22 protein-coding genes are annotated in these 21588 nt (G+C 73.1%); 11 read left to right on the top strand and 11 right to left on the bottom strand.

Annotated elements, in window-relative coordinates; genetic code table 11:
* Positions 1-58 precede the first annotated feature (58 nt).
* On the top strand, positions 59-1300 hold the full coding sequence (locus ACWDVG_RS11480) for a threonine aldolase family protein (RefSeq protein ID WP_451698491.1): 1242 nt from the start codon (positions 59-61) through the stop codon (positions 1298-1300).
* Here ACWDVG_RS11480 and ACWDVG_RS11475 read toward each other — a convergent pair.
* Complete coding sequence (locus ACWDVG_RS11475; RefSeq protein WP_451698489.1) at positions 1297-1560, bottom strand: hypothetical protein; 264 nt, start codon at positions 1558-1560, stop codon at positions 1297-1299. The genes ACWDVG_RS11480 and ACWDVG_RS11475 overlap by 4 nt on opposite strands.
* Positions 1561-1659: 99 nt before the next feature.
* On the opposite strand from ACWDVG_RS11475, the gene ACWDVG_RS11470 reads away from it, so the two are divergent.
* On the top strand, positions 1660-2748 hold the full coding sequence (locus tag ACWDVG_RS11470; RefSeq protein ID WP_451698487.1) for a DUF5937 family protein: 1089 nt from the start codon (positions 1660-1662) through the stop codon (positions 2746-2748).
* A gap of 96 nt (positions 2749-2844) precedes the next feature.
* Here ACWDVG_RS11470 and ACWDVG_RS11465 read toward each other — a convergent pair whose 3' ends face one another.
* Both ACWDVG_RS11465 and ACWDVG_RS11460 read right to left on the bottom strand, forming a co-directional pair.
* Positions 2845-3522, bottom strand: a complete 678-nt coding sequence (locus ACWDVG_RS11465; RefSeq protein ID WP_451698485.1) for a response regulator — start codon at positions 3520-3522, stop codon at positions 2845-2847.
* Positions 3523-3560: 38 nt separating this feature from the next.
* Complete coding sequence (locus tag ACWDVG_RS11460; RefSeq protein ID WP_451698483.1) at positions 3561-4763, bottom strand: sensor histidine kinase; 1203 nt, start codon at positions 4761-4763, stop codon at positions 3561-3563.
* A gap of 97 nt (positions 4764-4860) precedes the next feature.
* Here ACWDVG_RS11460 and ACWDVG_RS11455 point away from each other — a divergent pair, with 97 nt between their 5' ends.
* Positions 4861-5847, top strand: coding sequence for an SAM-dependent methyltransferase (locus ACWDVG_RS11455; protein WP_451698481.1), 987 nt, complete (start codon positions 4861-4863; stop codon positions 5845-5847).
* A gap of 74 nt (positions 5848-5921) precedes the next feature.
* On the top strand, positions 5922-7064 hold the full coding sequence (locus tag ACWDVG_RS11450) for an NADH-quinone oxidoreductase subunit D (RefSeq protein WP_451698479.1): 1143 nt from the start codon (positions 5922-5924) through the stop codon (positions 7062-7064).
* Between the two features lie 39 nt (positions 7065-7103).
* On the opposite strand, the gene ACWDVG_RS11445 is transcribed toward ACWDVG_RS11450, so the two are convergent.
* The 5 genes from ACWDVG_RS11445 to ACWDVG_RS11425 form a co-directional block, all read right to left on the bottom strand.
* Positions 7104-7673, bottom strand: a complete 570-nt coding sequence (locus ACWDVG_RS11445) for a GNAT family N-acetyltransferase (protein WP_451698477.1) — start codon at positions 7671-7673, stop codon at positions 7104-7106.
* Between the two features lie 62 nt (positions 7674-7735).
* Positions 7736-8851, bottom strand: coding sequence for a hypothetical protein (locus ACWDVG_RS11440; protein ID WP_451698475.1), 1116 nt, complete (start codon positions 8849-8851; stop codon positions 7736-7738).
* Between the two features lie 130 nt (positions 8852-8981).
* Positions 8982-9980 carry an ABC transporter substrate-binding protein gene (locus tag ACWDVG_RS11435; RefSeq protein ID WP_451698473.1) on the bottom strand — a complete coding sequence of 333 codons (999 nt, stop codon included), beginning with the start codon at positions 9978-9980 and terminating at the stop codon, positions 8982-8984.
* 1 nt (position 9981) lies between these two features.
* Entirely contained in the window at positions 9982-10662 is a 681-nt protein-coding gene (locus ACWDVG_RS11430; RefSeq protein ID WP_451698471.1) for an ABC transporter permease, read from the bottom strand.
* 1 nt (position 10663) lies between these two features.
* A complete protein-coding gene (locus ACWDVG_RS11425; protein ID WP_451698469.1) occupies positions 10664-11350 on the bottom strand; it encodes an ABC transporter permease in 687 nt (228 codons plus the stop codon).
* Positions 11351-11496: 146 nt separating this feature from the next.
* Here ACWDVG_RS11425 and ACWDVG_RS11420 point away from each other — a divergent pair, with 146 nt between their 5' ends.
* Positions 11497-12504 (top strand): ABC transporter ATP-binding protein, encoded by a 1008-nt coding sequence (locus ACWDVG_RS11420; RefSeq protein WP_451698467.1) that lies wholly within the window; start codon positions 11497-11499, stop codon positions 12502-12504.
* Between the two features lie 19 nt (positions 12505-12523).
* On the opposite strand, the gene ACWDVG_RS11415 is transcribed toward ACWDVG_RS11420, so the two are convergent.
* Positions 12524-13636, bottom strand: a complete 1113-nt coding sequence (locus ACWDVG_RS11415) for an alpha/beta hydrolase (RefSeq protein WP_451698465.1) — start codon at positions 13634-13636, stop codon at positions 12524-12526.
* 165 nt (positions 13637-13801) lie between these two features.
* Here ACWDVG_RS11415 and ACWDVG_RS11410 point away from each other — a divergent pair, with 165 nt between their 5' ends.
* From ACWDVG_RS11410 to ACWDVG_RS11385, 6 genes are all read left to right on the top strand, one after another.
* Positions 13802-15664 (top strand): phosphatidylglycerol lysyltransferase domain-containing protein, encoded by a 1863-nt coding sequence (locus tag ACWDVG_RS11410; protein ID WP_451698463.1) that lies wholly within the window; start codon positions 13802-13804, stop codon positions 15662-15664.
* A 28-nt stretch (positions 15665-15692) separates the two neighbouring features.
* The gene (gene folP, locus ACWDVG_RS11405) at positions 15693-16556 is read left to right on the top strand and encodes a dihydropteroate synthase (protein WP_451698461.1); all 864 of its coding nucleotides are present in this window, start codon (positions 15693-15695) and stop codon (positions 16554-16556) included.
* Positions 16553-17044: a nuclear transport factor 2 family protein gene (locus ACWDVG_RS11400; protein WP_451698459.1), complete on the top strand. Its 492-nt coding sequence runs from the start codon at positions 16553-16555 to the stop codon at positions 17042-17044. Before folP ends, ACWDVG_RS11400 begins: the two co-directional genes overlap by 4 nt.
* A gap of 134 nt (positions 17045-17178) precedes the next feature.
* Positions 17179-17538, top strand: a complete 360-nt coding sequence (gene folB, locus ACWDVG_RS11395; protein WP_451698457.1) for a dihydroneopterin aldolase — start codon at positions 17179-17181, stop codon at positions 17536-17538.
* Positions 17535-18134 carry a 2-amino-4-hydroxy-6-hydroxymethyldihydropteridine diphosphokinase gene (gene folK, locus ACWDVG_RS11390; protein ID WP_451698456.1) on the top strand — a complete coding sequence of 200 codons (600 nt, stop codon included), beginning with the start codon at positions 17535-17537 and terminating at the stop codon, positions 18132-18134. Before folB ends, folK begins: the two co-directional genes overlap by 4 nt.
* 94 nt (positions 18135-18228) lie before the next feature.
* On the top strand, positions 18229-18711 hold the full coding sequence (locus ACWDVG_RS11385) for a DUF3180 domain-containing protein (protein ID WP_451698454.1): 483 nt from the start codon (positions 18229-18231) through the stop codon (positions 18709-18711).
* Positions 18712-18771: 60 nt separating this feature from the next.
* Here the strand turns inward: ACWDVG_RS11385 and folE are convergent, their stop codons facing one another.
* Positions 18772-19380 carry a GTP cyclohydrolase I FolE gene (folE, locus tag ACWDVG_RS11380; protein ID WP_451698452.1) on the bottom strand — a complete coding sequence of 203 codons (609 nt, stop codon included), beginning with the start codon at positions 19378-19380 and terminating at the stop codon, positions 18772-18774.
* Positions 19381-19479: 99 nt separating this feature from the next.
* Positions 19480-21498, bottom strand: coding sequence for an ATP-dependent zinc metalloprotease FtsH (gene ftsH / locus ACWDVG_RS11375; protein ID WP_451698450.1), 2019 nt, complete (start codon positions 21496-21498; stop codon positions 19480-19482).
* Positions 21499-21588: the final 90 nt, after the last annotated feature.

Raw genomic sequence — 21588 nt, 5'->3', positions numbered from 1 at the left:
GTTTCGCGGCTCTCCGTGGCTGTCCACAGGGGGTGGATGGCGGTGTGATGATCGGTCCATGAAACCTGTGACTGCCGCGGGCACCTCCGTCGACACCACCGACACCGCCGCCGACACCGCCACTGCCACCGCCCCGGAGTCGGCCGTGGACCCGGCCGGGGACGAGGAGGCGGCCCGGGCGTACCGGGCGAAGGTCTGGGGCGGGGCGCGGCGCAGCCTGTGGGACACCTCCGTGGACGGGACGGTCGGGGCGCGGCTGCGCGAGCTGCTCGACTGGGCGGAGGGCGCCGGGCACGGCGCGGCGGCGGTCGACACGTACGGGAACGGGCTCGTGGAACTCCTCGAACGGCGGGTCGCGGACGTCCTCGGGTTCCCGGGCGCCGTGTTCTTCCCGACCGGGACCATGGCCCAGCAGGTGGTCCTGCGCTGCTGGGCCGGGCGCACCGGGAGCCCGGTCGTCGCCCTGCACCCGCTCGCGCACCCCGAGGTCCACGAGGGCGGGGCGCTCGGGGCCGTGTCGGGGCTCCGGACGGTGCATCCGACGGACGCGCCGCGGCTGCCGACCGCCGAGGAGGTGCGGGACCATCCGGAGCCGTTCGGGACGCTGATGCTGGAGCTGCCCCTGCGGGACGCCGGCTTCGTCCTGCCGTCCTGGGAGGAGCTGACGGGGGCCGTGGAGGCGGCCAGGGAGCGGGACGCGGTCGTCCACTTCGACGGGGCGCGGCTCTGGGAGTGCCCGACGTGGTTCGGCCGGGACCTCGCCGAGGTCGCGGGGCTCGCCGACAGCGTGTACGTGTCGTTCTACAAGTCCCTCGGGGGCCTGTCCGGCGCCGTGCTCGCCGGGCCGGACGAGCTCGTGGACGAGGCGCGGGTGTGGCGGCACCGGTACGGCGGGCTCGTCTTCCAGCAGTACCCGGCGGCGCTCGCGGCGCTGCGCGGCCTGGAGGTCGAACTGCCCCGGCTGCCCTCGTACGTGGCGCACGCGCGCGTGGTGGCCGACGCGCTGCGGGAGGCGTTCACGGAGGCGGGGGTGGGGTGGTCCCGCGTCCACCCGGAGGTGCCGCACACGCACCAGTTCCAGGTGTGGCTGCCGTACGACCCCGAGGTCCTGACGGCCGCCGCGCTCGCCCTGACGGAGGAGACGGGCACCGCCCTCTTCCGCCGCTGGTCCGCCCCGGGCGCGGGCGGCCCGCCGGGCGTCGCGGTCACGGAGGTAACGGTGTCGGGACCCGGTCTGGAGTGGGCACCGGAGGACGTACGGGCGGCGGTACGGGAGTTCCTGGCGCGCGTGCGCGGCTAGCCGGGGCCGGGCGGCTTCCGGAGGTGGCGCGGGGCCGCCCGGAGGCGGAGACGGAGCCGGAGGCGGAGAGGGGGGCGGAGAGGGGGGCGCGAGGGAAGGCCGTCGTCGGTGGGGCGGGACGCCGTCAGCCGTTCGAAGCGGCGGCGGTCCAGGGCGGCCCTCAGCACGGCGACGTCGTACGTGCCGGGGGCCGGGGGCGGGGGCTCGCCGAGGCGGGCGGCGCGGTAGGTGTCGAAGAGGTACTGGTGCAGCGCGTTCATGGCCTCACCGTGCGCCGCACCGCCGGGCCGTGGCCCGCGGATTGACGACCCCCGTCAAACGGGGCGACGGGCCCCCGCGCCACCCCGCACCATGGTCGGGTGAGCGTGACCATCGACATCACCGGCCTGCCGCGGGAGCGGATCGCCTTCTGCCCCTCGCCCCTGGCGGAACTGGGCTCCGCCCTGCACGCCCTGTCCGTGCCCGCGCACCATCCGCGGCTGCACGCCTGGACCACCACGACGACGGCGGCGCTGAAGCCGGAGCTCGCGGACCGGCTCGTCGAGGCCGACTTCATGTGGAACACCACCCGCTCGGACATCCTGCTGCCGGCGCGGCCCCGGGAGAGCCTGACGGAGGAGCTGGACGACCTCGACCGCATGGACGACGAGAAGTTCGTGGGTTCCGCCCTGGAGATCTCCTGCAACAGCAAGTACACGCACGGCGCCCCCTCGCCGCTCGTCGACGCGCGGATGCGCCGCCGCGCCCTCGACCTGGCCGCGGCGCGCGGGCCCCGTCAGACGGCGTTCGTGGAGCGGATGCTGGCCGACCCGCCCGGCACGCGCGCGTGGCTCAGGCGGCTCCTGGAGGACTGCGACGAGGCGTTCTTCGCCGACACCTGGCGCCGGGTGCGGATCCAGCTGGCGGCCGACGCCCGCCACAAGACGGAGCTGATGCGGCGCAAGGGCCTCGCCGAGGCCGTCGCGGCCACCTCCCCGGCAATGAGCCTGGAGGAGGACGAGCACGGGTCCCGGATCGTCGTCGACAAGCTGGTCCAGGGCCGGACGAGCGCCGAGGGATCGGCGGTGACGTTTCTGCCGACGGCGTTCGGCTGGCCGCACGTCTTCGCGCTCTACACGCCGGGCTGGCAGCCCGTCGTCCAGTACCCCGTCGCCGACCGCGATCTCGGCGGCGCGGCCTCCGTCGAGGCGGTCGTCCTGCGCCTGGAGGCCGTCTCCCATCCCATGCGGATGCGCCTGTGCCGGAGCCTGGCGCGGGGGGCGAGCACGACGAGCGAGCTGGCCGACGCGTACAACATCACGGCGCCCGAGGTGTCCCGGCACCTCGCCGTCATGAAGAAGGCCGGGCTGATCACGACGCGGCGGCGCGGCCGGTACGTCCTCCACGAACTCGACGTCTCGGTCGTCGCCCGCCTCGGCAGCGACTTCCTGGAGTCGGTCCTGCGCTGACCGCCTCCCCGCGCTGACCGGCTCCCGGCGCTGACCACCTCCCCGGCCGGAGCGCGGGCGGGCCGGAGCGGCGCGGGCGCGGCTGGCGCGGCGCGGCTAGACGGGCCCGCCGCCGCCCGCCCGGACGAGGCCCGTCTCGTACGCGAGGACCACGACCTGCACCCGGTCGCGCAGGCCCAGCTTGGTGAGGATGCGGCCGACGTGCGTCTTGACCGTCGCCTCGGAGAGCACGAGCCGCGCGGCGATCTCGCCGTTCGACAGGCCCTGGGCGACGAGCATCATGACCTCGCGCTCGCGGTCGGTGAGGCGGTCCAGCTCCTTGTGCCGGGGCTCCTGGCCCGACGACGGCAGCATCGGCGAGAAGCGGTCCAGGAGGCGGCGCGTCGTCGAGGGGGCGACGACCGCGTCACCGCTGTGCACCGAGCGGATCGCGGCGAGCAGCTCGCCCGGCGGCACGTCCTTCAGCATGAAGCCGCTCGCGCCCGCCTTGAGGCCCGAGAACGCGTACTCGTCGAGGTCGAAGGTGGTCAGGATCAGCACCTTCGGCGCGTCGGGCCGGCCGCAGATCCGGCGGGTCGCCTCCACCCCGTCCAGCTTCGGCATGCGCACGTCCATCAGCACGACGTCCACCGCCGTGGCGCGCAGCACCTCCAGGGCCTCGACGCCGTCGCCCGCCTCCGCCACGACCTCCATGTCCGGCTGGGCGGCGAGCACCATGCGGAAACCGGTGCGCAGCAGCACCTGGTCGTCGACGAGCATCACGCGGATGGACATGCGGGGAGTTCCTCTTCTCGGGGGGGGGGACGAGCGGGTCAGTGGGCGGGCTTGAGGGGGAGCAGGGCGCTGATGCGGAAGCCGCCGCCGGGGCGCGGGCCCGCGTCGAGGGTGCCGCCGACCATCCCGACCCGCTCCCGCATGCCGATCAGGCCGTGGCCGCGGCCGTCGGCGCCCCCGTCCTCGTACATCTCCTGCGGCGCCCCGCGGCCGTCGTCCTCGACGAGCAGCCCCAGGCCGTCGTCGAAGTACACCAGCCGGACGCTGGCGCCCACGTCCGGCCCGCCGTGCTTGCGGCTGTTGGTGAGGGCCTCCTGCACGATCCGGTACGCGGTGAGCTCGACGCCGCTGGGCAGCGGGCGCGGGGTCCCCTCCACGGTGAAGTCGACGGTGAGGCCGGCGCCGCGGACCTGTTCGACGAGGTCCTCGATCTGCTCGACGTCCGGCTGGGGCACGTACTCCCCGGCCTCCTCGTGTTCGCCGGTGCGCAGGATGCCGAGCAGCCGGCGCATCTCGGCGAGCGCCTGCCGCCCGGTGGTGGAGATCGTCTCCAGGGCCTGCTTGGCGGTCTCCGGGGAGGAGTCCATGACGTAGGCGGCGCCGTCCGCCTGGACGACCATCACCGACACGTTGTGCGCGACGACGTCGTGCAGCTCGCGGGCGATGCGGGCGCGTTCGGCGGCGACGGCGACCTTGGCCTGCGCCTCGCGCTCCTGTTCCAGGCGGGTGGCGCGCTCCTCCAGCTGCGCGAAGTAGGCGCGGCGGGTGCGCAGCGAGTCGCCGAGGACCCAGGCGAGCGCGAACGGCACGGTCATGATGACGGTGAAGAAGATCGTGGCGGCGCCGGACCGGGTCTCCTCCATCGGCCATCTCAGCTGCGAGAGCGTGGAGGCGCACAGTCCGCCGACCAGGGCGAGGCGGGAGGCCCAGCGGGGCCCGTCGTGCGCGGCGACCGTGAAGATGACGACGAGCATGGCGAAGTCGGCCACGAACGGCTCGATCCCGAAGCCGAGCTGGACGAGCCCGAGGGCGACGGCGAGCAGCAGCATCTTCTCGGGTGCGCGGCGGCGCAGGGCCACGACCAGGGAGAACAGCGCGGCGACGGTTCCGTGGGCGGCGGGCTCCCCGACCGCCGGGTAGACCGTGCCCACCCACAGCACGGAGAACCCGAAGAGGACGACGGCCCAGAAGGTGTCGACGCCCGTGGGGTGTCTGCGGAGGAAGTCGTAGAGGCGCTGCACGTGACCCAGCGTAGGGAAGGGGGCAAGGTGCCCGGATCAACCGTGCGGTCGATCCTTGGCGCGGGGACCGTACTCCCCGAGGTGGAGACTGGGGCACGTGACGGATGAGACGTGTCAGTGGCAGGGGTGGCGGGACGCCACGGAGCGGGCGCTGTACGGCCCCGGGGGCTTCTACCTGCGCCCCGAGGGCCCCGCGGGCCACTTCCGTACCTCGGTGCACGCCTCGCCGCTCTTCGCGGGGGCCGTGGCCCGGCTCCTGACGGAGGTGGCGCGGGAGCTGGACGCGGAGGAGGTCGCCCTCGTGGACGTCGGGGCGGGGCGGGGCGAGCTGCTCACCGGCGTCCTCGCGGCGGTCGGCCCCTCGCTCGCGGTGCGGGCGTACGCGGTGGAGCGCGCGGCCCGGCCGGCCGGGCTCGATCCCCGGATCGTCTGGACGGACCGGGTGCCGGAGGGGGTGCGGGGGCTGCTCTTCGCCAACGAGTGGCTGGACAACGTGCCCGTGGACGTCGCCGAGGCGGACGGCGAGGGCGTGGCGCGGTACGTGGAGGTGGCGCCGGACGGCACGGAGCGGCTCGGGGCGGTCGTGTCGGGCGCCGACGCGGAGTGGCTGGCGCGGTGGTGGCCGCTGGCGGAGCCGGGCTCCCGGGCGGAGATCGGGCGGCCCCGGGACGAGGCGTGGGCGGCGGCGGTGGCGTGCGTGGCGGCGGGGCGCGCGGTGGCCGTCGACTACGCGCACGTACGGGACGCCCGGCCGCCCTTCGGGACGCTCACCGGCTTCCGCGAGGGCCGCGAGGTGCCCCCGGTCCCAGACGGCTCCCGCGACCTCACCTCCCACGTGGCCCTGGACGCGTGCGGGGGGCGGGCGGCCTGCGCGGGCCCGGTGCCCGAGCTGGTCACGCAGCGCGAGGCACTGCGGCGGCTGGGGGTGTCGGGCGAGCGGCCGCCGCTCGCGCTGGCCTCCACCGATCCGGCCGGTTACGTCCGTGCGCTCGCCTCGGCGGGCGAGGCGGCCGAACTCACCGCCCGGGGCGGGCTCGGCGACTTCCTGTGGCTGATCCAGCGGGTCCCGCCCGCCGGCCGCTGACCCGGCACGCCCCTGCACGGCACGGGCGGCGGGCGGCGCGGTGGGGGGCCGTACCGGCAGGGGATACTGGCCGCATGACGGAGACGACGGTCGGAATCGGCGGGGCGGCGGAGAGCACCGACATGGTGCTGAACATCGGGCCGCAGCATCCTTCGACCCATGGCGTGCTCCGGTTGCGGCTCGTGCTCGACGGCGAGGTGGTGCGGCAGGCCGAGCCGGTCGTCGGCTACATGCACCGGGGCGCGGAGAAGCTGTTCGAGGCGCGGGACTACCGGCAGATCGTGATGCTGGCGAACCGCCACGACTGGCTGTCGGCGTTCTCGAACGAGCTCGGGGTCGTCATGGCCGTCGAGCGGATGCTCGGCATGGAGGTCCCGGAGCGGGCCGTGTGGACGCGCACGCTCCTCGCGGAGCTGAACCGCGTCCTCAACCACCTCATGTTCCTCGGCTCGTACCCGCTCGAACTCGGCGGCATCACCCCGGTCTTCCACGCGTTCCGCGAGCGCGAGGAGCTGCAGACGGTGATGGAGGAGGTCTCCGGCGGCCGGATGCACTACATGTTCAACCGGGTCGGCGGCCTCAAGGAGGACCTGCCGGCCGGGTGGCTCGGGCGGGCGCGGCAGGCCGTCGCGGACGTGCGGTCGCGGATGGACGTGTACGACCGGCTGGTCCTCGGCAACGAGATCTTCCGGGGCCGGACGCGCGGCGTCGGCGTCCTGAGCGCCGAGGCCGTCCACGCCTACGGGGTCTCGGGGCCCATCGCCCGCGCGTCCGGGGTCGACTTCGACCTGCGGCGCGACGAGCCGTACCTCGCGTACGGGGAGCTCCGGGACACGCTGCGGGTGGCGGTCCGCCGGGACGGCGACTGCCTGGCCCGCTTCGAGTGCCTGCTCGACCAGACGCACAACTCCCTGGAGCTCGCGGACGCCTGCCTGGACCGGCTGGCGGAGCTGCCGCCCGGGCCGATCAACCAGCGGCTGCCGAAGGTGCTGAAGGCCCCCGAGGGGCACACGTACGCCTGGACCGAGAACCCGCTCGGCATCAACGGCTACTACCTGGTGTCCAAGGGCGAGAAGACGCCGTACCGGCTGAAGCTGCGCTCGGCGTCGTACAACAACATCCAGGCGCTGGCGGAGCTGCTGCCGGGGACGCTCGTCGCCGACATGGTGGCGATCCTGGGGTCGCTGTTCTTCGTCGTCGGTGACATCGACAAGTAGGGCGCCACGGAGGCGGGGAACGGCGGAGGGCGGCGGGTCTCAGCCGTCGCGGCGCATCACGACGTAGTCGCGGCCGTCCCCTTCCGGGCGGCGCCGGTCCACGACGGTCCAGCCCCAGCGCGCGTAGCGGCAGGTCAGCTCCGGGACGTCGAGGGTCATGAGCAGAGCGGGTCCCGGTGCGGTCCGCACGCCCGCCGTCCCGAGCAGCGCGTCGTGGAGCGCCCGGCCGATGCCCCGGCCCTGGTGGGCCGGGGCCACGACGAGTTCGGCGAGTTCGAAGGCGGGCGCGGCGCCGGACAGGGCGGTATCGGTCCAGCCGGCCGCGAAGCCGAGCAGCGCGCCCCCGGCGTACCCGCCGCCGCCCTTGGTGTCCTCGGTGCCGGGCGCGAGCGCGGCGACGACGTGGAGGCCCGGCCGGTCGGCCGCGGCCCGGCCGAGCAGTCGGTCCACGGTCCGTACGGCGCCGAGCGGTGGTTCGTGCCAGGGCGGACCGACGAAGGCCTGGGCGCACAGGGCGATCAGCTCGTCGCGGCGCCGGACGGCCTCCTCGGCCGGGAGCCCGACGAGCCGGTGGGTCGCAGGCCGGTCGGTCAGGGGCCGGTGGGTCACGGGCCGGTGGGTCTCGGGCCGGTGGGTCTCGGGCGGACGTCCGGTCGCGATCTCCCGGCGGGTCACGAGTTGACGGCGCCGCGCAGTTCCGCCACGTCCAGCTGCTCGGTCTCGTCGTGCGCGGTCAGGTCGATGACCTGACCGATGGTGCGGGGCGGCGCGGGGGCGGGCGGGACGGGGCGCGGGAGGCCGGTGGCCAGGGCCTCCTCGAGGACCTCCTCGCCGACGACGTCGGCCAGGTCTGTGTGCTGCACGGCCTCGATGGCGGCCGCCGCCTTCTGCGTACCGAAGAAGTCGAAGCCGCCCTCGGGGCGTGCCACGGGCCTGCGGGCCGCGTACGGGACGATCGCCGCGGCGATCGGGACGGCGGGGACGGACGCGGTCCCGGCGGGGGAGGGGCCGGCGGCCGGCGTGCCGGCGGGGAGTGCGGCCGGGGTGGCGGCGGGCCCGAGGGCGGGGGCGGCCGTACGGGTGTGCTGCTCGGTCCCGGCGGCCGCCGCGTGCTTCCCCTGCGGTTCCTCCGTCTCCCGTGCGCGCTCGGCGAGGTCGCGGGCGCGGGCCGCCTCGGCGGTCCGGCGGGCCTGCTGGGCGGCGGCGTTGCGCGGGAGGTCGCGCAGGGCCTGCGCGGCGCGGCGATACGCCTCGGGGGTGGGCGTGGACCCTGCGGCGGGCAGGGCCTTCGCCCCGGAGGCGGAGCCGTTGCCGGAGCCGCCCGCCGCGGCGCCGTTCGCCTGGGCGAGGACGCGGCGGCCTTCGAGGGCGCTGGCCCGCTCGGTCTCGGCCGTGGCGTAGCGGCGGAGCAGGTCGGCGTGCTCGCCGCGGAGCCCGGCGAGTTCGAGGCGCTTGGCGCGGAGCTTGGCGTCGAGGCGGGCCCGCAGCGCGCGGGACTCCTCCAGATCCGCCTCCAGCTCGGCGGTCCGCTCCTCGGCCTTCCACTGGTCGGCGGTGCGGGCGCGGTTGAGCTCGGCGACCTGTCGGCCGGCGCTGCGGTCCCAGCCGCGCATGAGGACGGCACCGGTGACGGCCGCGGCCGCGGCGGCCGCCGCGAGGAGCCGTACGACCACCAGGTCACCGGGGAGCCAGGCCGCCGCGGCGCACACGACCGCGGCGCCGGCGACCGCGGAGGGCGGAAGCAGCTTGTGCAGAGGCGGGGAATGGCGGTGGCGTCCACGTGGCATGGCCTGAAATTTACCGTGAGTAGGCGCCATGTGGGGTGTCGGCCCGGCAATCTCTTGGCCACTTCTCACCGGCGGGCGGAGGGACGAACCGTTCCGGTTCCGCTTGCGGCCGACACCCCCCGGCGGGGCCCTACTTGCTGAGCAGCCCCTTCTCCGTCAGATACGCCTTCGCCACGTCCTGCGGCTTCGCGCGCTCGGCGTCCACCTTGCGGTTGAGTTCGGCGAGATCCGCCGTGCTGAGCACCTTGGTGATCTTGTTCAGGGCGGCGGCTATCTCCGGCGCCCCGGCGTCCTTCGCGTTCACCACGGGAAGGACGTTGTCGGCGTTCTGCAGCTTCTTGTCGTCGGCCAGGAAGACGAGCCCGAAGCTCTCGATCGTGGCGTCCGTCGTGGTCGTCAGGACGAGCTGGTCCACCCCGTCCTTGACGGCCTGCTTGGCCTGCGGAGTCCCGACGCCCTTGGGGTCGATGCCCGCCACGTCGATGCCGTACGTCTTCTTCAGGCCCGGCGCGCAGAAGGGCCGCACCGCGCATTCGTCACCCGCCGCGATCTTCACCTTCAGCTTCGATCGGCCGAGATCGGAAAGGGTCGTCAGCTTGTTCTTCTCCGCGAATTCCCGGGAGACCGCGAACGCGTTCTGGTCGACCGCCTCGCCCGCGTCGAGGACCTTCAGTCCGCGCGGTTCCGCAAGCTTCCGCAGCGCCTCGACGGTCGCGGCGGCGTCACCGGAGGCGACCGGCTTCTCCTCGGGCGCCTTCGGGCCGTTCACCTTCGCGTTGAGGAATTCCGCGACCGTCGCGGCGTATTCCGGTACGACGTCGATCTCGCCCTTCTCCAGGGACGGTTCGTACAGTTCCCGGTTCTTCACCGTGGTGATCGAGACCGCGTATCCGGCGTCCTTCAGGACCTGGGCGTACAGCTCCGCCAGCACCTTCGACTCGGTGAAGGCCGCCGCGCCGACGACCAGCGTCCCCTTCCCGCCTCCCCCGCCGCCGGAACCCGCCCCTTCCCCGGCGCCCTTGCTGCCCTCCAGGCTGTCACCGCCGCACGCCGTGAGGGAGACGGCGAGGGCCGCCGCACTCAGCACCACACCCGCGCCACGCGAGATCCTGTTCACCGAACCACCCATTTCATCGTCGAGTACGTCTGTGGGGCACGGGCCCCGCCAACAGCCGGTCCGCGCCCACGAGGAGCCCTTCCACCAGGAGGGCGAGGAGCGCCACGAGGACGGCTCCCGCGACGACCTGCGCCGTGTCGTAGAGGGCGAAGCCGGCCGTGATGATCCGCCCGAGACCGCCCTGGCCGACCATCGCGGCGACCGTCGCCGTCGCCACCACCTGCACCGCCGCCGACCGCACGCCGGTCATCAGCACGGGCCGCGCCAGCGGCAGTTCGACCCGCAGGAACAGCTGCCCGCCCGTCATCCCCATGCCCCGGGCCGCCCGCACGGCCGCCCGGTCGACCTCCCGCACCCCCACGTACGCATTGGTGAGCAGTGGGGGGATCGCGAAGAGGACCAGGGCGACGACCGTCGGCACGTAACCGGCGTTGCGCAGGGGCGAGACCATGAAGAGCGCGAGGACCGCGAAGACGGGGACGGCCCGGCCCACGTTCGACACGTTCACCGCGAGGGCCCCGCCGCGGCCGAGGTGCCCGAGCCAGAGCCCCACCGGCAGCGCGACCGCGGCGGCGAGCAGCAGGGCGAGCCCGCTCACGTACACGTGCTCCGTGAGCCGCTGCCCGATCCCCTCCGGGCCGCTCCAGTGGTCCTCGGTGGTGAGCCAGGCCCACGCGCCCGTCACGATCCCCATGTCACCCGCCTCCCGGCGCGGTCCGTAGGCGGGCCCAGGGCGTCAGCAGCCGCTGGAGCCCGAGGAGCAGCAGGTCGGCGACGACGGCCAGCAGCACGCACAGCACCGAGGCGGCGAGCACCTGCGCCTTGAAGAAGGTCGGCAGGGCGTCCTCGATGAGGTTGCCGAGCCCGCCCCGGCCGACGACCGAGCCGACCGTCGTCAGGGCGATCGTGGAGACCGTCGCCATGCGTATGCCGGCCATCAGCACGGGCAGCGCGAGAGGCAGCTCGACCTGCCAGAGCAGCCGCCACGGCCCGTACCCCATGCCGCGGGCGGCCTCGCGGGTCTCCGCCGGCACGGCGTCGAGCCCCGCGAGCGCGTTCCGCACGAGGATCGTCAGGGCGTAGAGCACGAGGCCGGTCACGACGAGCGCGGCGGACAGGCCGAAGACCGGCAGCAGCAGCGAGAACATGGCGAGCGACGGCACCGTGTAGAGCAGGGTCGTCAGGCCCAGGACCGGGGCCGCGAAGCGGGGCCTGGCCCGCACGAGCAGCGCCAGCGGCAGGGCGACGCCGAGCGCGATCAGCACGGAGGCGACGGTGATGCCCACGTGCTCCATCAGGGCGCTCGTCAGCTCGGGAGCGCGCGTGCGGAGGTACTCGCCGCAGACCCAGTCGTTCGTGACGAGACAGTTCGGCGCACTCATCCACCCACCCCCCCCGGGTCGTCCACCTTCCGAACGCTTGTGTGGTGACGACCCTAACCCCCGCCACCGACAACGCCCGGATTCCGCCACCCGGCGGCAACACACCCTTCACACAACCCCGGTGGCCAGGGGCCAGAATGGGACCCATGATCCGGTTCGAGCACGTGACCAAGCGGTACGCCGACGGCACGACCGCCGTGGACGACCTCTCCTTCGAGGTCGCCGAGGGCGAACTCGTCACCCTCGTCGGCCCGTCGGGCTGCGGCAAGACGACCACGATGATGATGGTGAACCGGCTCGTCGAACCGACCGCCGGCCGCGTCCTCGTCGACGGCCGCGACGTCGCCGACGTCGACCCGGTCGCCCTGCGCCGCAAGATCGGCTACGTCATCCAGCAGGTCGGCCTCTTCCCGCACCGCACCGTGCTCGACAACACCGCGACCGTCCCCGCGCTCCTCGGCTGGAAGAAGGCCGCCGCACGCGCGCGTGCCGCCGAACTCCTCGACCTTGTCGGCCTCGACCCCGCCACCTACGGTTCCCGCTACCCCGCGCAGCTCTCCGGCGGGCAGCGCCAGCGCGTCGGCGTCGCCCGCGCCCTGGCCGCCGACCCGCCGGTCCTCCTCATGGACGAGCCGTTCGGCGCGGTCGACCCGGTCGTCCGCGAACGCCTCCAGAACGAGTTCCTGGACCTCCAGGCCACCGTCCGCAAGACGGTCCTCCTCGTCACCCACGACATCGAGGAGGCCGTCCGCATGGGCGACCGCATGGCCGTCTACGGACAGGGCCGCATCGAGCAGTTCGACACCCCGGCCACCGTCCTCGGCTCCCCCGCCACCCCGTACGTCGCGGACTTCGTCGGCGCCGACCGCGGCCTCAAGCGGCTCGCCGTCACCCCCGTCACCGACGCCGACCTCGACCCGCTCACCGACCTGGCCCCGCTCACCGACGGTGCCCCGGAGGAAAGCGGCGCCCCCGCGGAGAACGGCGCCCCCGCCCCCGTACCCCTCGGAACCTCCCTCAAGGACGCCCTCGCCGTCCTCCTCCAGCACGACACCGGCCGCCTCACCGTCACCGGCGAGGACGGCCGGCCCCTCGGCGTCCTCACCCCCGCCGGCGTCCACCGCGCGCTGCGCCGGGCGAGCACGCCGCGGTGAGCGCCGTACCCCGGGCGCCTCAGGTCGCGCTGAGCTTGCCGCTCAGCCACACCATCCCCGGCGGGATCTCCCGGTTCCACGTGTTGAAGTTGTGGCCACCGCTCTCCAGCGTGATCGACGAGACCCGCGCCGGACTCTTCACCTTCCTGATGAACTCCAGCGTCGCCTTCCGGTTGTCCTCACCCCGCTTCGACGTCGTCACCAGGAACGACGACTTCCCCTGCGGCAGGTGGTCCAGGCTCCACAGCAGGTCCGCCCGCTTCCGCAACCGGTCGTCCCCGTGGAACAGGTCCCCCGTCGTCACGTCCTCCGCCGCCCGGTAGTACGCCGAGAAGCCCGCCCCCGCCGCGAACCGGTCCGGATGGTGCAGCGCGATCTTCAGCGCGCAGTACGCCCCCGTCGAGTTCCCCATGAACCCCCAGTTCCGCGGCTCCGTCCCCACCCGGTACGTCTCCGAGACAGCCTTCGGCAGGTCCTCCGCGAAGAACGTCTCCGTCTGCGGCCCGCCCGGCACGTCCACGCACTCCGTGTCCCGCGGCGGCGCCACCGTCGGCCGCAGCATCACCAGGATCATCGGCTGCATCCGCCCCTCACGGGCCTGCACGAACGCCGTCCTGGGGTACTTCAGCCCCTTGATCAGGTTCTCCGCCGTCCCCGGATACCCCGTCAGCACCACCGACGCCGGGAACGTCCGCCCCTCGTACCGCTTCTGGAAGTACTCCGGCGGCAGGTACACGTACGCCGGCGAGGTGATCCCCGAACGCTCCCCGGCTATCACGACCTTCTGTATCTGGCCGCCCACCGAAGGACGGCCGCCGCCCGGCACGTCGAGCGCCTGCGTCCCCACCACCCGCACGTCCTTCGAATCCGCCGCGTGGTCCACCACCACGCCCATCTCCTGCTCCTGGCCGAAGAGGTCCGCCCACGAGCCGTAGAAGAGGAACGACCGGTTCGCCGCAAGACCCACCGCCGCGAACAACGCCACCTGCGTCACGAACAGCAGGCCGACCCGACCCACCACCGCGCGCCACCCGCGGCGCGCGAGCCGCGGCCAGCACAGCACCGTGGCCAGGAACAGCACCACCGCCAGGACCACGGCCGAGGCGAGGACTGTGTTGCTGGTGAGACCCATGGGACTACCGAGCCTTCTTTCCGAGAATTTCGAGTGACCGAATGAACCCGCCTCCCCACAGCTCCGTCCTAGAAGGCGCACGAGCCGGGACGGCCCGCCGCACCACGCCGCGGAGCCGGAACCGGCCACACACCCCTCGTAGGACCACGGGAAGCACGGGAAGCCATGTCTGTCACGGTAGATGGGGACAAATCACGATTGGTTCCGGTTCGGATACGCCGGATTCTCCGCGGCCCCCGACCCGAGAACGTCCCCTCCCTCGTCGGCACCGCCTGCACCCTCATCGGCCTCGTCGACATCGCCGCCGGGGTCTTCCCCCGCTTCCGCGCCAGCCGCGTCCACGCCCTCGCCGAAGTCCTCCCCGGCACCCTCGGCCCCCTCTCCGCCGCCCTCTCCCTCAGCGCCGGAGTCCTGCTCCTGCTCCTCGCCCACGGCCTCAAGCGCCACAAACGCCGCGCCTGGCGCGCCGCCGTCGTCCTCCTCCCCCTCGGCGCCGCCGCCCAGTTCGTCTGGCGCCACTCCGTCCTCGGCGCCCTCCTCTCCCTCGCCCTCCTCGCGCTCCTCCTGCGCCACCGGGGCGAGTTCGCCGCACTCCCCGACCCCCGCAGCCGCTGGCGCGCCCTCGCCAACTTCGTCGTCATGGGCGCCGGATCCATCGCCCTCGGCCTCGTCATCGTCAGCGCCCACCCCCGCCGCGTCGTCGGCGACCCCAGCCTCAGCGACCGCCTCGAACACGTCCTCTACGGACTCCTCGGCGTCGAAGGCCCCGTCGCCTACACCCGCGGCGTCGACTGGACCGTCGGCTACTCCCTCGGCGCCCTCGGCATGCTCACCGCCCTCACCACCATCTACCTCGCCTTCCGCCCCGAGCACCCCGCCGCCCGCCTCACCGACGAGGACGAGACCCGCCTGCGCGCCCTCCTCGACCAGCACGGCGGGCGCGACTCCCTCGGCCACTTCGCCCTCCGCCGCGACAAGGGCGTCGTCTTCTCCCCCAGCGGCAAGGCCGCCGTCTGCTACCGCGTCGTCTCCGGCGTCATGCTCGCCAGCGGCGACCCCATCGGCGACGTCGAAGCCTGGCCCGGCGCCATCGAACGCTTCATGGACGAGGCCAAGGCCCACTCCTGGACCCCCGCCGTCATGGGCTGCTCCGAGACCGGCGGCCAGGTCTGGACCCGCGAAACCGGCCTCGACGCCCTCGAACTCGGCGACGAGGCGGTGGTGGACGTCGCGGATTTCTCCCTCTCCGGACGCGCCATGCGGAACGTCCGCCAGATGGTCAAGCGCATCGAACGGAACGGTTACACCACCCGCGTCCGCCGCGTCCGTGACCTCACCGACACCGAACTCGACCGCGTCCGCGCCGCCGCCGCCGACTGGCGCGGCACCGACACGGAGCGCGGCTTCTCCATGGCCCTCGGCCGCATCGGCGCCCCCGGCGACGGCGACGCCGTCATCGCCACCGCCCACAAGCACGACGACCCCGAGACCACCCCCGGCACCCCCTACGGCGACCTCAAGGCGATCATCCACTTCGTCCCCTGGGGCCCCGACGGCATGTCCCTGGAACTCATGCGCCGCGACCGCTTCGCCGACCCCGGCATGAACGAGCTCCTCATCGTCGCCGCCCTCCAGGCCGCCCCCGCCCTCGGCATCGAGCGCGTCTCCCTCAACTTCGCCATGTTCCGCGCCGCCCTCGCCCGCGGCGAGAAGATCGGCGCCGGCCCCGTCCTCCGCCTCTGGCGCGGCCTCCTCGTCTTCCTCTCCCGCTGGTTCCAGATCGAGTCGCTGTACAAGTTCAACGCCAAGTTCCAGCCACGCTGGGAACCCCGCTTCGTCGTCTACCGCAAGAGCCGCGACCTCCCCCGCATCGGCCTCGCCGCCATGCAGGCCGAAGGCTTCGTGAACCTCTCCCTGCCCCGCCCCTTCGCCCGCCGCACCCCGACCGCCCCCCGCCCCTGCGCCCACATCGTCCCCGCCACCGCCACCACCCCCGTACCCGCCGACCGGGAGGTCCGCGCGGCCTGAAACCACCCCTGGGCCCTACGCTGGACACATGAGTACGACGATCGGCCGCGGCACCGCCCAGGGCCTACCGGAGTGGGACCGCTGCGCGGTCATGGGCGTGGTCAACGTGACCCCCGACTCCTTCTCCGACGGCGGCCGCTGGTTCGACACCACGGCCGCCGTCAAACACGGCCTCCACCTCGTCGCCGAGGGCGCCGACCTCGTCGACGTCGGCGGCGAGTCCACCCGCCCCGGCGCCACCCGCGTCGACGAGGACGAGGAACTCCGCCGCGTCATCCCCGTCGTCCGCGGCCTCGCCGCCGAAGGCGTAACCGTCTCCGTCGACACCATGCGCGCCCGCGTCGCCGCCCGCGCCGTCGAGGCGGGCGCCACACTCGTCAACGACGTCAGCGGCGGCCTCGCCGACCCCGACATGGTCCCCGCCGTCGCCGCCGCCGAGGTCCCCTTCGTCGTCATGCACTGGCGCGGCTTCAGCCAGAACATGAACAGCCTCGCCGTCTACGACGACGTCGTCACCGAGGTCGTCACCGAGCTCCGCACCCGCATGGACGCCGTCGTCACCGGCGGCATCGCCCCCGAGCGCATCGTCCTCGACCCCGGCCTCGGCTTCGCCAAGCTCGCCCCCCACGACCTCGCCCTCGTCGCCCACCTCCCCGAACTCCGCGCCCTCGGCCGCCCCCTCCTCGTCGCCGCCTCCCGCAAGCGGTTCCTCGGCCACGTCCTCGCCCGCGAGCCCGGCGCCACCCCGCCCCCCGCCCGCGAACGCGACGCCGCCACCGCCGCCGTCTCCGCCATCGCCGCCCACGAAGGCGCCTGGGCCGTCCGCGTCCACGAGGTACGGGCCACCGCCGACGCCGTCCGCGTCGCCCGCGCCGTCGAGGGCGCCGCGTGAACCCCACCGCCGACGCGACGGCCGTGGAAGCCGTCAACACCGCCTTCTACGAGGCCATGGAGACCGGCGACTTCGACACCGTCTCCGCCCTATGGCTCGACGACGGCACCGCGCCCGTCACCTGCGTCCACCCCGGCTGGTCCGCCCTCACCGGCCGCGGCGAGGTCCTCCGCTCGTACGCCCTGATCATGGCGAACACCGAGTACATCCAGTTCTTCCTCACCGACCTGGAGATCTCCCTCGCCGGCGACACCGCCGTCGTCACCTGCACCGAGAACATCCTCAGCGGCGGCCCCGCCGAGGACGGCGCCGAGCTCGGCCCCCTCATGGGACAGATCGTCGTCGCCACCAACGTCTTCCGCCGCACGCCCGACGGCTGGCGCATCTGGTCCCACCACGCCTCCCCCGTCCTCACCGAGACGGACGACACACCCGGCCCCGAAGGCCCCGCGACGCCAGGCGACCACGGCCTCCCGGACGGCGCATAACAGCCCATACCACCCCGCCCCGGCCCCCCGCGGGCGGGCCCTGTCGGTCCTCGCAGGTAGATTCGAAGACGGACACCCGGCCGTCCGCACCCGGCTGCGTGGCCACCCGAACTACGACAGCAGGAGTGATTCGCGTGGATCGTGTCGCGCTGCGCGGCCTCAAGGCCCGGGGCCACCACGGCGTCTTCCCCAAGGAGCGCGAGGAGGGCCAGACCTTCATCGTGGACCTGGTCCTCGGCCTGGACACCCGCCCGGCGGCCGCCGACGACGACCTGACGAAGACCGTCCACTACGGAATCGTCGCCGAAGAGGTCGTCGACGTCGTCCAGGGCGAGCCCGTCGACCTCATCGAGACCCTCGCCGAACGCATCGCCGAGCAGTGCCTCAGCCACGCCGGCGTCCAGGAGGTGGAGGTCGTCGTCCACAAGCCGGACGCGCCCATCACCGTCCCCTTCGACGACGTCACCGTCACCATCACCCGGAGCCGACGATGAAGCCGACCCAGAGCGACCCCACCGTCCAGCCCGTGCCGGCCTCCGTCGTCGCGACCGTCGACGCAGCCGACACCACCCTCTCCAACCCCCGCTGGGCCGTCCTCGCCCTCGGCGCCAACCTCGGCAACCGCCTGGAGACCATCCAGGGCGCCGTCGACGCCCTCGCGGACACCCCCGGCCTCCGGGTCAAGGCCGTCTCCCCCGTGTACGAGACCGAGCCCTGGGGCGTCGAGCCGGGCAGCCAGCCCTCCTACCTCAACGCCGTCGCCCTCGTGAAGACCACCCTCCCGCCCTCCTCCCTCCTGGAGCGCGCCCACGCCGTCGAGGAGGCCTTCCACCGCGTCCGCGAGGAGCGCTGGGGCTCCCGCACCATCGACGTCGACATCATCACGTACGCCGACGTCGTCTCCGCCGACCCCGTCCTCACCCTTCCGCACCCCCGCGCCCACGAGCGCGCCTTCGTCCTCGCCCCCTGGCACGACGTCGACCCCGAAGCCCAGCTCCCCGGCCGCGGCCCCGTCGCCGACCTCCTGGCCGCCCTCGGCCACGAAGGCGTCACCCCCCGCGCCGACCTGGAACTCCGTCTGCCCGAGTAGTCGTTACGCTTCGTGGCGGACGGCCTACGACCCCGACCGACGACAAGCACGACCGACGCCCGACGACCGACGACCACGTGAAGGACGACACCCGGTGAAACAACTGCGGCTGAAGGTGCTCGCCGGACTCTTCCTCGTCGCCGGCGTCCTCTCCTGGGGCGCCACCCGGCTCTGGGACTCCGTCGGCACGCTGCCCAGCGTGCCCCTCGCCGCTCCCGTCGTCCTCGCCGTGATCGCCGTGGTCCTCACCGCGACGGCGCTCTCCCTCCGCGCCCGCCTCAAGGCCCAGCGAGAGCGCCGCCCCGGCGCCAAGGGCGTCGAACCCCTGATGGCGGCCCGCGCCGTCGTCTTCGCCCAGGCCAGCGCGCTGGTCGCCGCCCTCGTCGCCGGCATGTACGGCGGCATCGGCGCCTTCCTCCTCGGCTCCCTCGACGTCCCGGCCCGGCGCGACCAGGCCCTCTACGCCGCCTTCTCGGTCCTGACGGGCCTCGCCGTCATCGCCGCCGCCCTCTTCCTGGAGCACATCTGCAAACTCCCGGAGGACGACGACGAAGGCCCGGGCGAAGCCCGGGCCTGAGGACGCACCGTCGCGGCGTCGTCGCCCACCGCACCGCCAGGAAGCGGGGCGGAGGGTCCGCTACGAGCGGGCCAGTATCAGGGACATGGCCTCGGCACGGGTCGTAGCGTCACGAAGTTGACCGCGCACCGCCGAGGTCGTCGTCTTCGCGCCCGGCTTACGGACCCCGCGCAGCGCCATGCACATGTGCTCCGCCTCGATGACGACGATCGCGCCGCGTGCCTCGAGGATCCGCATCAGGGAGTCGGCGATCTGCGTCGTCAGACGCTCCTGCACCTGCGGGCGCCGGGCGTAGACGTCCACCAGCCGGGCCAGCTTCGACAGGCCGGTAATTTTGCCCGTTTCAGCAGGGATGTAACCAATGTGAGCTACGCCATGGAATGGCAGCAAATGATGTTCACAGGTCGCGGTCAACTCGATGTCCTTCACCAGGACCATCTCGTCGTGGCCCAGGTCGAACGTCGTCGTGAGGACGTCCTCGGGCTTCTGCCACAGACCGGCGAAGAGCTCCTTGTACGCCCGCGCCACGCGCGCGGGCGTCTCCTTCAGGCCCTCGCGGTCCGGGTCCTCGCCGACCGCGATGAGGAGCTCTCGTACGGCGTTCTCGGCGCGCTTCTCGTCGAACTCGCCGATCCTGCCCTCGCCGTCCAGCGTCACCGGGTCGGTCATCCTGTGCCTCGTTCCGTCTGACTGTGTGCGCGCGAAAGAACCGCGCCCCCACAGGCTAGAACCTGTGGGGGCGCGGCTTCCATTCCGGGGTCCCGGGGGTCAGTCCTCCGGGGTGTCCACGGGGGCGATGTCGATGCCCTTGGTGGTCTCGACCGTGGGGGTCGACGAGCCGTTCGCGCTGTTCGTCAGGGCGAGCTCCTTGGGGGAGAGCACCGGCGGGCGCGTGGAGGGGGTGCGGCGGGACGAGCCGGTCCAGGCCGGGCGCGCCGGGCGCTTGACGATGGGGGCGAAGATCTCGGCGATCTCCTCCTTGCCCAGCGTCTCCTTCTCCAGGAGGGCGAGGACCAGGTTGTCGAGGACGTCGCGGTTCTCGACGAGGATCTCCCAGGCCTCGTTGTGCGCGGTCTCGATGAGCTTCTTGACCTCTTCGTCGACCAGCGCCGCGACCTCTTCCGAGTAGTCGCGCTGGTGCGCCATCTCGCGGCCGAGGAAGGGCTCGGTGTTGTCGCCGCCGAACTTGATGGCGCCGAGCCGCTCGGTCATGCCGTACTGGGTGACCATGGCGCGGGCCGTGGCGGTGGCCTTCTCGATGTCGTTGGCCGCGCCGGTGGTCGGGTCGTGGAAGACGAGCTCCTCGGCCGCGCGGCCGCCCAGCATGGAGGCGAGCTGGTCGAGCATCTCGTTGCGGGTGGTGGAGTACTTGTCCTCGTCCGGGAGGACCATCGTGTAGCCGAGGGCGCGGCCGCGGGACAGGATGGTGATCTTGTGGACGGGGTCGGAGTTGGGGGAGGCCGCCGCGACGAGGGCGTGGCCGCCCTCGTGGTACGCGGTGATCTTCTTCTCCTTGTCGGACATGATCCGGGTCCGCTTCTGCGGGCCGGCCACGACGCGGTCGATCGCCTCGTCCAGAGCCTTGTTGTCGATCAGCTTCTGGTCGCTGCGGGCGGTGAGGAGCGCCGCTTCGTTGAGGACGTTGGAGAGGTCCGCTCCGGTGAAGCCGGGGGTGCGGCGGGCGACGGCGCCGAGGTCGACGTCCGGGGCGACCGGCTTGCCCTTCTGGTGGACCTTGAGGATCTCCAGGCGGCCCTGCATGTCGGGGCGGTCGACGGCGATCTGCCGGTCGAATCGGCCCGGGCGCAGGAGGGCGGGGTCGAGGATGTCGGGGCGGTTGGTGGCGGCGATGAGGATGACGCCGCCCTTGACGTCGAAGCCGTCCATCTCGACGAGGAGCTGGTTGAGGGTCTGCTCGCGCTCGTCGTGGCCGCCGCCGAGGCCGGCGCCGCGGTGGCGTCCGACGGCGTCGATCTCGTCGACGAAGACGATGGCGGGGGCGTTGGCCTTGGCCTGCTCGAAGAGGTCGCGGACCCGGGAGGCGCCGACGCCGACGAACATCTCGACGAAGTCGGAGCCGGAGATCGAGTAGAACGGCACGCCGGCCTCGCCCGCGACGGCGCGGGCCAGGAGCGTCTTGCCCGTGCCGGGCGGGCCGTAGAGCAGGACGCCCTTGGGGATCTTGGCGCCGACGGCCTGGAACTTGGCCGGCTCCTGGAGGAACTCCTTGATCTCGTGGAGTTCCTCGACGGCCTCGTCCGAGCCGGCGACGTCGGCGAACGTGGTCTTGGGCGTGTCCTTGGTGATGAGCTTGGCCTTGGACTTGCCGAACTGCATGACGCGGGAGCCGCCGCCCTGCATCTGGTTCATCAGGAAGAGGAAGACGACCACGATGAGGACGAAGGGGAGGAGCGAGAGCAGGATCGAGACGAAGGGCGACTGCTTCGTCGGGGAGACGGTGTAGCCCTTCTCGATCTGGCCGGCCTCGAACTTCTCCTGCAGCTTGTCGGCGAGGTCCACGCCCTGGCTGCCGATGTAGCTGGCCTGGACCTTGCTGCTGTTGTCGATCTTCTGGCCGTCGACGAGTTCGATCTTGACGATCTGCTCGTCACCGGTGGTGATCTTTGCCTGCTTGACCTGGTTCTTGTCGATCGCCTGGACGACCTTGCCGGTGTCCACCGTCTTGTAGCCCTCGGACGAGCCGACAACCTGCATCAGCACGACCACGGCGAGGACGGCCAGCACGATCCACATGACCGGCCCACGGAAGTATCGCTTCACGTCCATCCATACGGAGCGAGTTCGCCCCGTCCCTCCTGCCCGTAGGTAAATGCTGCTGTGAGAGCTGCTGTGTGAAAAAGCTGTTCTTCGGACGGT

The sequence above is a fragment of the Streptomyces sp. NPDC003327 genome (assembly GCF_053589515.1).
The sequence above is the reverse complement of the archived record's forward strand: the minus strand, read 5'-3'. Positions and strand labels throughout refer to the sequence as shown.